Raw genomic sequence first — 11,891 nt, forward strand, 5'->3', positions numbered from 1 at the left:
GGGCGCCGGCCGGATGCTGTTTCCCGAAGCGAGCCGACCGACGCCAGCTTGCGTCACCCACGTCCTTCCGTCTGTACCCCGGCTCTCGCCGGGGTTCGAGCGTGTGCGACGCTTCCCCCGGCTTGGCGCCGGGGGTCGCGTTAGTCCGATCGCTTACTTCGCCGCGATGCGCGAGCCGTCGGCGTTGATGCCGAGGTCGTGGAGCAACGGCGCGACTTCGGGGTCCTTGCCGTTGAAGGCGCGGAACATCGGGGCGTATTCCTCAGTATGGCCCTTCGACAGGATCATGTCGCGGAAGCGCTGGCCGTTCGCGCGCGTCAGGCCGCCGTGGTTCTCGAACCACGCATAGGCGTTGGCGTCGAGCATCTTGGTCCACTGATACGCATAGTAACCGGCCGAATAGCCGTTGCCCCAGATGTGCAGGAAGTAGCTGGAGCGGTAGCGCGGCGGCACGTCGTCGGTGTCGAGCCCGGTCGCGGCGAGCGCCTGCTTCTCGAACGCGGCGACGTCCTGTCGCCCGGCCGTCGCGGGCAGCGAGTGCCAGCTCATGTCGAGTTCGGCGGCGGCCAGCGCCTGACCGAAGGTGCTACCGGAGTCGAAGGTCGCAGCGCGCTTGATCTTGGCGACCAGTTCGGGCGGGATCACCTTGCCCTCGCGGTTCACCGCATAATGCGGCAGCACCTTCGGATCGAGCGCCCAATGCTCGTTGAACTGCGACGGGAACTCGACGAAGTCGCGCGCGGTGTTGGTGCCGGACACCGACGGATAGGTCTGGTTCGCGAACAGCCCGTGCAGCGCGTGGCCGAATTCGTGGAACATCGTCGTGACGTCATCGAACGTGATGAGCCCCGGCTGGCCCGGCGCCGGCTTCGTGAAATTGCCGACGTTGTAGATCACCGGCTTGGTGCCAAGCAGCTTGGACTGATTGACGAAGTTCGACATCCACGCGCCGCCGTTCTTGTTGTCGCGCTTCCAGTAATCGAAATACATCAGCCCGATCGGCGTCCCATTCTCCTCGGACACCTCATACACCATGACGTCGGGCTGATAGACGGGCAGATCGGTACGGCGCTTGAACGTGATGCCGTACAGCTGGTTGGCGGCGTAGAAGACGCCGTCGGTCAGCACCTTGTCGATCTCGAAATACGGCTTCAGCTCGTCCTGGTTCAGGTCGTACTTCGCCTTGCGCAGCTTTTCGGAATAGAAATCCCAATCCCACGGCTTGAGCACGAAGTCGTCGCCCTCGGCCTTGATCTGCGCCTGAAGCTCGGCGGCCTCACGGCGCTGCTCGGCACCGACCGGCTTGCCGAGCTGCTGCATGAAGCCGAGCGCCGTGGCAGGATTCTTCGCCATCTGGTCGGCGAGCACGTAATCGGCCCAGGTCGGGAAGCCGAGCAGCTTCGCCTTCTGCGCGCGCAGTTCGGCGAGTTCCGCGATCGTCGCGCGCGTGTCGTTCGCGTCGCCCTTTTCGGCGCGTGTCCAGCCGGCGTTGAACAACGCCTCACGCGTGGCGCGATCTGTCAGAGCGGCGAGCGCCGGCTGCTGCGTGGTGTTCTGGAGCGTGAGCACGAACTTGCCCGGCATCCCGCGGTCCTTGGCGGCGCCGGCCGCAGCCACGATCTCCGCCTCCGACAGCCCGGCCAGCTTCGCGCGGTCGTCGACGACCAGCGCGCCGGCCTTGGCGGCGGCGAGCAGCTTCTGCTGGAATGCGGTTTCGAGCGTCGAGAGCTGCGCGTTGAGCGCGCTCAGCTTCGTCTTGTCGGCGGGCGAGAGCTGCGCACCGGCGTGGACCATGTTCTCGTAGGTGAGCGTGAGCACCTGCAATTGCTCGGGCGTCAGCTGGAGCGTGGTGCGCGCATCGTAGAGCATCTTCACGCGCGCGAAGAGCTGCGGGTTCAGCTGGATCGCGTCCTGATGCGCGGCGAACTTCGGCGCGAGCACTTCCTGCGTCTTTTGCAGGACGTCGTTGGTGTTGGCGCCGACCACCCCGTAAAAGGCGAGCGCGGCACGCTCCAGCAGGCGCCCCGAGCGCTCCAGCGCCGCGATCGTGTTGTCGAAGGTCGGCGCGGAACGTACGCGAACGATGTTGTTTACCTCGGCACGCTGTTCGGCCATCCCGGCCTCGAGCGCAGGCTGGTAATCGGCGTCCTTGATACGGTCGAACGGCGGCGCCGCGAACGGCAGCGTACTGGGGGCGGCGAACGGATTGCTTGCAGGAAGCGTCGCGGACGTTGGCACGGCGGGGGTTTGGGCGGCGGCGGGAACGGCGGCAGTGGTCGTCAATGCCGTCAGCACGACGGCAGCAAAGGACAGACGCATCGGAACTCCTCGGGAACATTACCTGCGCGCGGTGATGCACCCGCGCGCAGGCTGGGGCAAGATGGCTGCCCTATTCCGAGGCCGCTCAGTCTACCGCGTCCTTCACCTTCTTGCCGGCGAGCACCCCGAGCACGAGAAAGATCAGGAACAACGCCAGTGCGATGAAGAACAGGATTTTCGCGATACCGACGAACGCGCCGCCGATGCCGCCGAAGCCGAGCGCACCGAGCAACAGCCCGGCGACGAGGAAGATGACAGCGAGTTTCAACATCGACGGCACTCCATACGAAGATCGACCAGCATCAGCCCTTGCGGCTGGCCTCGAACAGGAACCATGCGCGCTCCTCGGCCTGGTCGGTCCATTCGTCGACGATACCGCTGGTTGCGTTGTCGCCAGCATCCTCCGACGCGCGCTTCACGTCGCGGAAACGCTCGACCAGCGTCAGATTGTCGTCACGCAACTCCGCCAGCATGTCGGCGGCGTTCACGAACTCTCGATCGTTGTCCTTGATCGACTGGCGGCGCGAGATGTCGCCGATCGACCGAAGCGTGGTGTTGCCGGTCTTGCGCACACGCTCGGCAATCGCGTCCGTCACGCCGAGGATCTGCGCGGCCTGATCGTCGAGCAGCAGGTGATAGTCGCGGAAATGCGGACCGCTCACGTGCCAATGAAAGTTCTTGGTTTTTAGGTAAAGCGCATAGCTGTCAGCCAGCGAGGCGTTCAGCGCATCGGCGACGGTGCGCGTGTCGTTGCGCGCCAGATCGGTCGGCGTATCAAGGGCGGGGTTGGTCTCGGTCACGTTTCGCTCCGTGCAGAACAGGTGTCGGGAGCGTAACGGTTATCGCACGGATTGGCTCCCGCGCGGAAGGAAGGGCCGATCAGGCGGCGCGGCGCTCTTCGGCGACCGCTTCGCCCAGCAATTGAAGCCAGCGATGAACCGGCACCCCGCGCTCGCCTTTGGCCAGCGCCATCCGCAGCCGATTCGCAACCGCGACCGCGCCGGGAAGGTGATGATGCTGTGCGAGTGCCTGGATCCGCTCGATATCGGGAGCGAGACGCGACGGGCCGGCACGCCATTCGATCGCAGCGATTCGCGCCGTCAGCTCGGCGCGGGCGGTAATGATATCGTCGTGCATGATGACGGGTATCTCCTCGACAGGCACCCTAGAGGCGGCATAGTTACCACCTGCTTAAACGCGGCAATGCTTGACTCCGCCGGCTGCTTGCGCCAAGCGCCCTCGCCTGACGCGGCGGAGAAGCCTTCGCCGCATTTTTCGTTTTCATTCGCTAGGAACTGGTCATGGCAAAGCCGACCACCGTCAAGATCAAGCTCGTCAGTTCGGCCGACACCGGCTTCTTCTACGTCACGAAGAAGAACCCGCGCACCAAGACCGAGAAGCTGAGCTTCAACAAGTACGACCCCGTCGTGCGCAAGCACGTCGCGTTCAAGGAAGCCAAGATCAAGTAAGCCGACGGGTCGCGAGAGCGACCGGAGGTTTACGTGTGACGCACGCCGGGATCCTGGCAAAGGACCCGGCGCAGCGACCTAGAGCCGCCCGCGCACCTGCGTCGGTGGCTTTTTCGCTTCATAGCAGTGAGTTGATCGCCGCTATGAACCGCGCCAGTGTGATCGGCTTCGACACATAAGCGTCGGCGCCCGCCGCGCGCAGCCGTTCCTCGTCCTCGCGCCCCGCATAAGCGGTGACTGCCATGACCGGGATGTGGCGCAACGCCGGGTCGGCCTTGAACTGCACCAGCAACTCGTAACCGGTGACATGCGGCATCTGGATGTCCATGACGACGAGATCGGGGGCGAAGGCGCGCGCACGCTCCACCGCCTCGCGTCCGTCGCGTACCGGCTCCACGGCGAAGTCGTGCGCCCTGAGCAGGTCGCAGAACAACTTCAGGTTGAGTTCGTTGTCCTCGACAACGATCACTCTTTTTGCCACGCGACGGGAACTCCCAATTGCTCGGCGATAGTAGATAATGGCGCGATACGATACAAACACGGATCACGCCGCGGCGATAGCGCTCGAAGCTCTGTCCTTCGTTCTTAACGAACCGTTACGAGCGGAGCGCTTTATCGACATAACGGGGCTTACGCCTGACAACCTGCGAGGGAGGCTGAATGATCCGGCGACGCTTGCGGCGATTCTCGCGTTCCTTGAGGGGCATGAGCCGGACCTGCTCGCCTGTGCCGACTCGACCGGCCACACCCCCGAGGCGCTGGTTGCGGCACGCGGCATGCTGGAGCAGGCGGCGTGACGCGCGCGCTGCTGATCTGCGATTGCGACGAGGTGCTGTTGCACATGGTCCGCCACTTCGCCGACTGGCTGGGCGAGGCGCATGAGATCGACTTCACGATCGGGACGTGGGAACTGGCCAAGAGCATGAGACGCCGCGACAGCGACGTGCCGCTGACCCGCGAGGAGATGTTCGGCTACCTCGGCGGCTTCTTCCCCGAGGAGATGCACCGCCAGACGCTGGTGCCGCATGCGCAGGCGGCGCTGGCCGCGCTGGCGGAGCGCGCCGACATCGTGATCCTCACCAACCTCGAGGATCATTGCCGCACGCACCGCATCGACCAGCTGGCCGGGCACGGCATTGCGCACCGGGTGGAATGCAATCAGGGCGGCAAGGGTGCACCCGTCGCGCGGCTGGTCGCGGAATATGGAAACCCGGTGACGGTGTTCGTCGACGATCTGCCGCATCACCACGAATCGGTTGCGCAGGAAGCGCCGGGAGTGTGGCGGCTGCACATGGTGTCCGAGCCGCAGCTGTCACCCGGTGTCCCGCCCTCCCCGTACGCCCATGCGCGCATCGACGACTGGCAGGATGCGCAGGCGTGGATCGCGGCCCGCTTCGACGGCGGGCTTCCCGCGGAGGCTTGACCGCCCGGGCCCGCAGACGGCAAGCATCGCGGATGACCGACCGTATCGATCGCGCCCTGCAAGAGCTGGGCCTCACGCTGCCGAAGGCGGCCGCGCCCATCGCCGCCTATGTCCCCGTCGTCGAGGCGGGCGGGCTGCTCCACGTTTCCGGGCAATTGCCGTTCAAGGACGGCGCGGTGATCACCGGGCGGCTGGGCGATGGCGTGTCGATCGAGGATGGGCAGGCCGCGGCGCAGGCATGCGCCTTGATGGTGGTCGCACAGGTGAAGGCGCATCTCGGCAACCTGCAGCGCGTGACGCGCGTCGTGAAATTGGGCGTGTTCGTCAATTCGACCGCCGATTTCACGGATCACCCCAAGGTGGCGAACGGCGCGTCGGAACTGATGGCCAAGCTGTTCGGCGACGCGGGCAAGCATGCCCGCGCGGCGGTCGGCGTCGCGGCGCTGCCGCTGGGGGCCGCGGTGGAGGTGGATGCCATCGTGGAGGTCGGGCCGGCCCTTTGATCCCGGCCGCCGCATTCCTATCTTCCGCGCGATGACCTCGCTCACCGCGCGCCTGGTGCCCGGCGTCGCCGCGATCCCCGCCAAGCAGTGGGACGCGTGCGCCGGGATCGCCAACCCGTTCGTCGGCCACGCCTTTCTGGCAGCACTCGAGGAATCGGGCAGCGTCGGAGGGCGTAGCGGGTGGCAACCGGTGCCGATCGTCGTCGAAGGCGACGACGGTGCGCCGGTCGCGATCGCGCCGGCCTATGCCAAGGGGCACAGCCAGGGCGAATATGTCTTCGACCAGGGCTGGGCCGATGCATGGGAGCGCGCGGGCGGACGCTACTACCCCAAGCTCCAGATCGCAGCGCCCTTCACGCCCGTGCCCGGACCGCGGCTGCTGCTACGCGACGAAAGTGCTGCGCCGGCGCTGATCGCGGCGATCGAGGCCGTGGTGGCGCAGCACGAGTTGTCGTCGGCGCACGCCACCTTCGTCGCGCCGTCGCAGGTGCCGGCCTTTGCGGCGGCGGGATGGTTGATCCGCGAGGGCACGCAATTCCACTGGCAGAACGACGGCTATGCGACGTTCGACGATTTTCTCGCCGCGCTCGCCAGCCGGAAGCGCAAGGCGATCCGCAAGGAACGCGCCGCCGCGGTCGAGGGGCTGACGATCCGCCACCTGACGGGCGCCGAGATCGGTACACGCGAGTGGGACGCGTTCTGGCGCTTCTATCAGGACACGGGCAGCCGCAAATGGGGACGCCCTTACCTGACACGCAGCTTCTTCCCGCTGCTGGGCGCGGCGCTGGGCGAGCGCGTACTGCTGATCCTCGCCGAGCGCGATGGCGTGCCGATCGCCGGGGCGCTGAACCTGATCGGCGACGATGCGCTGTACGGACGCTATTGGGGCGCGGTGGAGGAAGTACCGTTCCTCCACTTCGAGCTGTGCTATTATCAGGCGATCGACGCCGCGATCGCGCGCGGGCTGGCGCGGGTCGAAGCCGGTGCGCAGGGCGAGCACAAGCTTGCGCGTGGCTATACGCCGGTGTCGACGTGGTCGGCGCATCATATCCCGGACGAGAACTTCCGCCGCGCCGTTTCGGACTTCCTCGACCAGGAGCGCGCCGCGGTGGAGGGGGAGCAGGCGTTCCTCGGCGAGCTGACGCCGTTCAGGCGCGGCTAGCGCGCCTGCTCGACCCGCAGCCGTTCCAGCCGCTCCTGCTCGCGCTCCTGACGGTCGCGTAGCGCCTCCAGCCGTTCGCGGCGGCGCTTGATCCGCTCGATCAGCCAGCGCGGGACGCCGAGTTCCTCGTCGCTCGCTTCCGGCACGACCGCGTCATGATCGATGCGGAACAGCACCGAATTGCTGCTCGGCGAGCGCCAGATCGGGATCAACCCCACCGTAAAGCGCGGATTGTAGGCCGGTGGGCGGATCAGCCAGACATAATCGAACGCATCGCGCGGGAAGCGGGCGAGCGCGTAATTGGCCGGGCGCCACCATTCGGCGGGACATTTCACCGAGGTCACGATCTGCGTCGGATCGTGCGCATAAGGCCCGGCGGCGGTGTAGCGCGCGGTCAGCAATTGCGCGCCCGCCATCGACCATTGGTCGTCGGTATAGGCGAGCCGCCGCACGAGCGCGATCGCGGGAAGATGCTCGAGCCGCGACATGCGCCAGGCGTTATGGCAATTGTGCCCGACGAAGCTGATGAGCCGCGCACCGACGGGCACGTGCGGCAACGCCGCCAGTTCCTCGTCGTAATCGCGATCGAACTGCAGGAAGCTGATCGTCGTGCCGCCCAGGCGGACGAGGAAGAACGCAAGCCCGAGCGCGGCGAGCACCGCGGCGTGGCGGAAGGTGGTGCCGGGCTTCGGACGGATCGCGATCACCGCGACCGCGATCATGTACGGCGCCATCCGCATATCCGCATAGGCCGAGCCGAAGACGATCCGCGGCAACACGATGTAGACCGCCAGCATGAACAGCGCCGACAACCCGAGGTGGCGCGAATAGCCGATGCGCGGATCGCGCAACGCCTTGAACAGCACGAGGTAGATCACCGCCATGCTGCCGATGTCGAACCACAGCCAGCGGTCGCGCAGCGCCATGACGATCCACGCGATCTTGGTGCGCCAATAGAAGAAGTCGGCGGTCTGCCCGGTGACGTCCGACCCCGATCGCCACGCCACCATCAGCAGCATCGGCAACGCGAGCGGGACACAGCCGAGCCCGGCGCGGATCAGGCTCTCGAGCCAATGCCCGCTTCCCGCCTCCTTGCGCAGATCGTGCTGGCGGATCAGCTCGCTGGAAAACGCGAGCACGCCCAGCACGCCCCAGCCAAATGTGTGCACCACCCACAGAACGCACGACAGGGGCACGAACAGCGCCGCGCGCCACCGGATCTGGCCCCGTCGCGCCATCCGCAGCCACAGCCCGAACATGCACAACCCCACCCCCATCGAGAGCGCGAAGTTCACGAATCCGAACTGGACCGGATAGCCATAGGCGAGCGGCAGCGCGAACAGCGCGGTGGCGGGGATGCGGCCGTGTACCTCGCGCGCGATCCACAGCAGCCCGGCGACGGTAAGCATCGGGATCGAGATGACGATCAGCTTGACCGCCACCTCCAGCCCGACCAGCGGCGCGAGCGGCTCGACCAGCAGATCGACGCCGAGGTTGCCGATCAGCGCCCATTTGAACGAATACCAGTCCGACAGCCACGGGTGCATGCCCCGATCGAGCTGGACGCGGTAACGCCCCATGTGGCCGGGCAGGTCGACGATCGGCGGGATCTCGGGCCATAGCAACGGGATCGCCGCCGCGAGCACCGCCGCGATCGCGAACCATCGCGTTTGCCACCAATGAAGCCGGTCGTGCTGCATCGGCAGCGCCTTACGGGGCGGAGCGTCCTTCCGGCAAGGGGCGGATGACGCGCCACGCCAGCGCGGGGCCACGCACGGGCAGCGGGCGCAGCCAATCGAAGCGTTCGCCACGCTCGAGCCGCGCCCACAGGCCGTGCGGCGCTAGTCGGCGGTAGCTGTCCATTTCCGGCATCCCCGGACAGACCGCGAGATAGTCCGCACCGCTCGCCACGATCGTCGCGCGGGCTGCCCGCGGGGCGGCGGTGAAGCCGGTGATGACGCGGGCCATCGCCGCGGCACCGCGGTGATAGCCACCGGCGATCGCGCGCTGCGGCGTGTCGACCAACAGCGCGGGGGTCATGTCGATCGGCGCGAAGACGGTGCCAGCCGGCAAAGGGCGCAGCGCGCGCATGTCGAGCGCGGTCGTACAAGAGATGCGATGGCGGATGTCGACGCCTGCGCCGCCGGCGGGCAGGAGCTTGAGCACCACGATCCCGGCGAGCGTTCCGGGCGCGGCGAGCGCCAACGCCGCTACGGTCGCCAGGACACGCGGCAGCGGGCGCTCGACCCGCCGCGCGCGATCGAGCACCGCGGCCAGCCACAGCGCTGCGGCGGGCGCGGCGAGCGCGTTGGCGGTGGCGCCCGCGCGGGTGACGAGGACCGCGATCACCAGCGCGGCGACGACCAGCGCCAGCAGGATCGCCCAGCGCTCGCGCGCCTCGCCGCGCGTCTGCCGCCAGCCCAGCGCGGCACCGACAACGCCGAGTAAAGGCAGCGCGATCATCGTCATCGCGGTTGCGGCTTCCTGCTCCCAGAGCGGGCGCCCTTCGAGCACCGCGCGATACCAGACGCGGTAGACGAGCGGTGGCAGGCTGCCGAACGGTCCGGCCAGGCAGGACGGCGCGGCCCACGCGATCGTCGCGGCGGTCGCCAGCCCCGCCAGCGCGAGCGCCAGGAGGCGCATGACGGCGCCGCGCCGTTCGACTGTCTTCGCAAGCAGGAGGCCCAAGGCCGCAACACTCAACGCGGCCAGCCACGCCGGTGCCATCGCATCGCAGGCCGGCGACGCGAAGCGCGGACCGCGCGTCGCAGCGTGGAGCAGCAGGGCAGCGCCGGCGAGCGCGGCCATCAACGCGCGCAGCTGCGCGCCGCGGCTCGGCCGGATCACCCAGCCCACGCTGGCGATGCCGGCGATCGTCGCGGCGATCGGCAAGCCTTCGAGCGAGATCGTCAGCAACATCGCCAACGCGATGCCGGCCAATACCCCGGTACGTGCGGAAGGCGATCCGAGCACCGCGCGCGCCGCCGCGAGCGCCAACACGGTCTGCCAGCCGTGATGGTCGATGCGCAGCGGCGCGAGCTGGAATGTGAGCGGCATCGCGAGTCCAGCGATCAGCAGCGACGACATGACCAGCGCATCACCGCCGACGCGCCGCGCGATCGACGCAACCAGCGCCAGCACCGCGGCCAATGTCAGCAGCGGCACCGCAACCAGCGCGACATGCTCGGCCAGCGCCGCGCCCAGCAGCGGGCGCAGCAGCAGCATGGTCCCTGCCAGCGGCAGGTCGACCAGCCGCGACCAGTGCATCGGGAAATCGCCGTCGTTCAGCCGGTGCTGCGCGACGTCGAACCAGCCCTGCCCGCCCAGCCAGTCGCGGACCTCCAGCAGGCGCATCGCGTCGTCGGCGTCGGCGAAGCGCCGCACGCGGATCGCGTCCCAGCCAGCGACGAGCAGCACGAGCGCGGCGAGCGCCCAGCCCGCCAGCACCAGCCCGACGTGGCGCCTGTCGCCGGACAGGTCAGGCGGCCTTCAATGCGCTCGGCACCTGCCGCAGGCTGGCGAGCGCCGCCGCCTCGCCCTCGTTGCCGCGCTCGTGGTATTCAGCGTCTTCGTTCACCGCCCATACGTCGTAGGCGCGCGTGCCGGCCTGGATATTGCGGACGGTCAGCATCGCGGTCATCATCGCGTGGTCCTGGTTGTTGTAGCGGTGCATGCCGTTGCGCCCGACGCAATGCAGCGTGGGGTAGCGACCCTCCAGCTCGCGACGCAGCATGTCGACGTTCTGCGCATAATCCTCATCGTAGACCGGATAGGCCTTTTCCTGCCGCACGACCACGCCGCCGGTCACCTGTGCGGGATCGCACAGGCCCAGCGTCGCCATCTCGGCGGTGGCGAGCGCGACCAGTTGCGCGTCGCTCGACGTCCACAGTCCGTCACCCTCGAAGCAGAAATATTCGAGCCCGACGCACGCGATCGCGGGATCGGGCACCATCTCGGGCGACCACGAACGGAAGTTCTGGATCCGGCCGACTTTCACCTTGGGATCGTGGATGTAGATCCAATTGTCCGGAAACAGATCGGGCGAACGGATCATCAGCGCGACCGTCAGGAAGTCGCGATACTTCAGGTTCGACGCCTCCGGCAGCGCGGCGGGCAGTGGGTGAAGGCGGCTGGCCAGCTCTCGCATCGGCGCCGAGGAGATGACGTGCGCGGCGTTGAGCGAGACCAGGCCCTCGGCGCCGGTGGCGGTCACCGTCCAGCGCCCGGTCGCCTCGCTCAGCCGCAGCTGGTGCAGCGCATGACCCATCAGCACCTGACCGTCGCGCTCGACGATGCGATCGCGCGCCGCGTCCCACATCATCCCCGGCCCGAGCCGCGGATAGCGGAAGTTCTCGAGCAGCGTCTTCGCCTGCCCCATGCCGTCGTTGGGACGACGATTGAGCCCCAGCGAGCGCTTCAGCCCGTCGACCACCGCGCCCCATAGCGACAGCCCCTTGATGCGCTGCGCCGCCCAGTCCGCGCTCATCCGGTCGCACGGCATCCCCCACACCTTCTCGGTGTAGGTCTTGAAGAAGATGGAATACAGCTTCCGCCCGAAGGCGTTGACGGTCCAGTCCTCGAAGCTCTTCACCTCGCGCCGCGGCCACAGCTTCGCCTTGCCGAAGCTTGCCATGCACAGCGCCGAGCGCACGAGACCGAGGTTGCCGAGCGCCTCGAATGCGCGCAGCGGATAGCTGTAGAACTTGCCCTCGTAATAGATGCGGCTCATCCGCGGGCGCTCGATGAAATCGTCGGGCAGCAGCTCGTTCCAGAGGTCGACGACCTCCTGGGAGCGCGAGAAGAAGCGGTGCCCGCCGATGTCGAAGCGAAAGCCCTCGTGCTCGACGGTCCGGCTGATGCCGCCGACGTAGCGCGCGTCGCGCTCCAGGATCGCGACCGAATACCCGGCCTTGGTCAGCAGATAGCCCGCGGTGAGCCCCGCCGGCCCCGCACCGATGATCGCTACGTCGACCGTAGTGCCTGACTTCGCCATCGCGTCCACCCGCTCCCTTGAA

General features: G+C 67.6%; 13 protein-coding genes. 5 read left to right on the top strand and 8 right to left on the bottom strand.

Annotated elements, in window-relative coordinates; all coding sequences use genetic code 11:
• Positions 1-153: 153 nt before the first annotated feature.
• The 4 genes from SPHPHY_RS20560 to SPHPHY_RS20565 form a co-directional block, all read right to left on the bottom strand.
• Entirely contained in the window at positions 154-2,319 is a 2,166-nt protein-coding gene (locus SPHPHY_RS20560; protein ID WP_022687985.1) for a M3 family metallopeptidase, read from the bottom strand.
• Between the two features lie 85 nt (positions 2,320-2,404).
• Entirely contained in the window at positions 2,405-2,590 is a 186-nt protein-coding gene (locus tag SPHPHY_RS0117490; protein WP_022687986.1) for a DUF1328 family protein, read from the bottom strand.
• 31 nt (positions 2,591-2,621) lie between these two features.
• Positions 2,622-3,119 carry a Dps family protein gene (locus SPHPHY_RS0117495; RefSeq protein WP_022687987.1) on the bottom strand — a complete coding sequence of 166 codons (498 nt, stop codon included), beginning with the start codon at positions 3,117-3,119 and terminating at the stop codon, positions 2,622-2,624.
• 79 nt (positions 3,120-3,198) lie between these two features.
• Positions 3,199-3,456, bottom strand: coding sequence for a hypothetical protein (locus tag SPHPHY_RS20565; RefSeq protein ID WP_022687988.1), 258 nt, complete (start codon positions 3,454-3,456; stop codon positions 3,199-3,201).
• 164 nt (positions 3,457-3,620) lie between these two features.
• On the opposite strand from SPHPHY_RS20565, the gene rpmG reads away from it, so the two are divergent.
• A complete protein-coding gene (gene rpmG / locus SPHPHY_RS0117505; protein ID WP_022687989.1) occupies positions 3,621-3,788 on the top strand; it encodes a 50S ribosomal protein L33 in 168 nt (55 codons plus the stop codon).
• Between the two features lie 118 nt (positions 3,789-3,906).
• Here rpmG and SPHPHY_RS0117510 read toward each other — a convergent pair whose 3' ends face one another.
• A complete protein-coding gene (locus tag SPHPHY_RS0117510) occupies positions 3,907-4,269 on the bottom strand; it encodes a response regulator (RefSeq protein WP_028057081.1) in 363 nt (120 codons plus the stop codon).
• A gap of 37 nt (positions 4,270-4,306) precedes the next feature.
• Between SPHPHY_RS0117510 and SPHPHY_RS0117515 the strand changes: the two genes are divergently transcribed.
• Genes SPHPHY_RS0117515 through SPHPHY_RS0117530 form a run of 4 tightly spaced genes read left to right on the top strand, consistent with a single transcriptional unit; the run spans position 4,307 to position 6,876 of the window.
• Entirely contained in the window at positions 4,307-4,585 is a 279-nt protein-coding gene (locus SPHPHY_RS0117515; protein ID WP_022687991.1) for a DUF3572 domain-containing protein, read from the top strand.
• Positions 4,586-4,629: 44 nt separating this feature from the next.
• Positions 4,630-5,211, top strand: coding sequence for a hypothetical protein (locus SPHPHY_RS0117520; protein WP_051148463.1), 582 nt, complete (start codon positions 4,630-4,632; stop codon positions 5,209-5,211).
• A 32-nt stretch (positions 5,212-5,243) separates the two neighbouring features.
• Complete coding sequence (locus tag SPHPHY_RS0117525) at positions 5,244-5,714, top strand: RidA family protein (RefSeq protein WP_022687993.1); 471 nt, start codon at positions 5,244-5,246, stop codon at positions 5,712-5,714.
• A 31-nt stretch (positions 5,715-5,745) separates the two neighbouring features.
• The gene (locus SPHPHY_RS0117530; protein ID WP_022687994.1) at positions 5,746-6,876 is read left to right on the top strand and encodes a GNAT family N-acetyltransferase; all 1,131 of its coding nucleotides are present in this window, start codon (positions 5,746-5,748) and stop codon (positions 6,874-6,876) included.
• On the opposite strand, the gene SPHPHY_RS20570 is transcribed toward SPHPHY_RS0117530, so the two are convergent.
• From SPHPHY_RS20570 to SPHPHY_RS0117545, 3 genes are read right to left on the bottom strand one after another with little or no spacing between them, the layout of a single operon-like run.
• Positions 6,873-8,576, bottom strand: coding sequence for a hypothetical protein (locus SPHPHY_RS20570; protein WP_022687995.1), 1,704 nt, complete (start codon positions 8,574-8,576; stop codon positions 6,873-6,875). The genes SPHPHY_RS0117530 and SPHPHY_RS20570 overlap by 4 nt on opposite strands.
• A gap of 10 nt (positions 8,577-8,586) precedes the next feature.
• The gene (locus SPHPHY_RS20575; RefSeq protein WP_022687996.1) at positions 8,587-10,323 is read right to left on the bottom strand and encodes a hypothetical protein; all 1,737 of its coding nucleotides are present in this window, start codon (positions 10,321-10,323) and stop codon (positions 8,587-8,589) included.
• A gap of 31 nt (positions 10,324-10,354) precedes the next feature.
• Positions 10,355-11,869: an NAD(P)/FAD-dependent oxidoreductase gene (locus SPHPHY_RS0117545; RefSeq protein ID WP_028057082.1), complete on the bottom strand. Its 1,515-nt coding sequence runs from the start codon at positions 11,867-11,869 to the stop codon at positions 10,355-10,357.
• Between the last annotated feature and the right edge of the window lie 22 nt (positions 11,870-11,891).

The organism is Sphingomonas phyllosphaerae 5.2, from assembly GCF_000419605.1.
Lineage (GTDB): Bacteria > Pseudomonadota > Alphaproteobacteria > Sphingomonadales > Sphingomonadaceae > Sphingomonas > Sphingomonas phyllosphaerae_B.

Bases quoted from the DNA above. Each gene is read 5' to 3' on its own strand.
- SPHPHY_RS20560 (WP_022687985.1), bottom strand. From the start codon at position 2,319: ATGCGTCTGTCCTTTGCTGCCGTCGTGCTGACGGCATTGACGACCACT.
- rpmG (WP_022687989.1), top strand. From the start codon at position 3,621: ATGGCAAAGCCGACCACCGTCAAGATCAAGCTCGTCAGTTCGGCCGAC.
- SPHPHY_RS20570 (WP_022687995.1), bottom strand. From the start codon at position 8,576: ATGCAGCACGACCGGCTTCATTGGTGGCAAACGCGATGGTTCGCGATC.
- SPHPHY_RS20565 (WP_022687988.1), bottom strand. From the start codon at position 3,456: ATGCACGACGATATCATTACCGCCCGCGCCGAGCTGACGGCGCGAATC.
- SPHPHY_RS0117530 (WP_022687994.1), top strand. From the start codon at position 5,746: ATGACCTCGCTCACCGCGCGCCTGGTGCCCGGCGTCGCCGCGATCCCC.
- SPHPHY_RS0117490 (WP_022687986.1), bottom strand. From the start codon at position 2,590: ATGTTGAAACTCGCTGTCATCTTCCTCGTCGCCGGGCTGTTGCTCGGT.
- SPHPHY_RS0117525 (WP_022687993.1), top strand. From the start codon at position 5,244: ATGACCGACCGTATCGATCGCGCCCTGCAAGAGCTGGGCCTCACGCTG.
- SPHPHY_RS0117515 (WP_022687991.1), top strand. From the start codon at position 4,307: ATGGCGCGATACGATACAAACACGGATCACGCCGCGGCGATAGCGCTC.
- SPHPHY_RS0117545 (WP_028057082.1), bottom strand. From the start codon at position 11,869: ATGGCGAAGTCAGGCACTACGGTCGACGTAGCGATCATCGGTGCGGGG.
- SPHPHY_RS0117520 (WP_051148463.1), top strand. From the start codon at position 4,630: ATGGTCCGCCACTTCGCCGACTGGCTGGGCGAGGCGCATGAGATCGAC.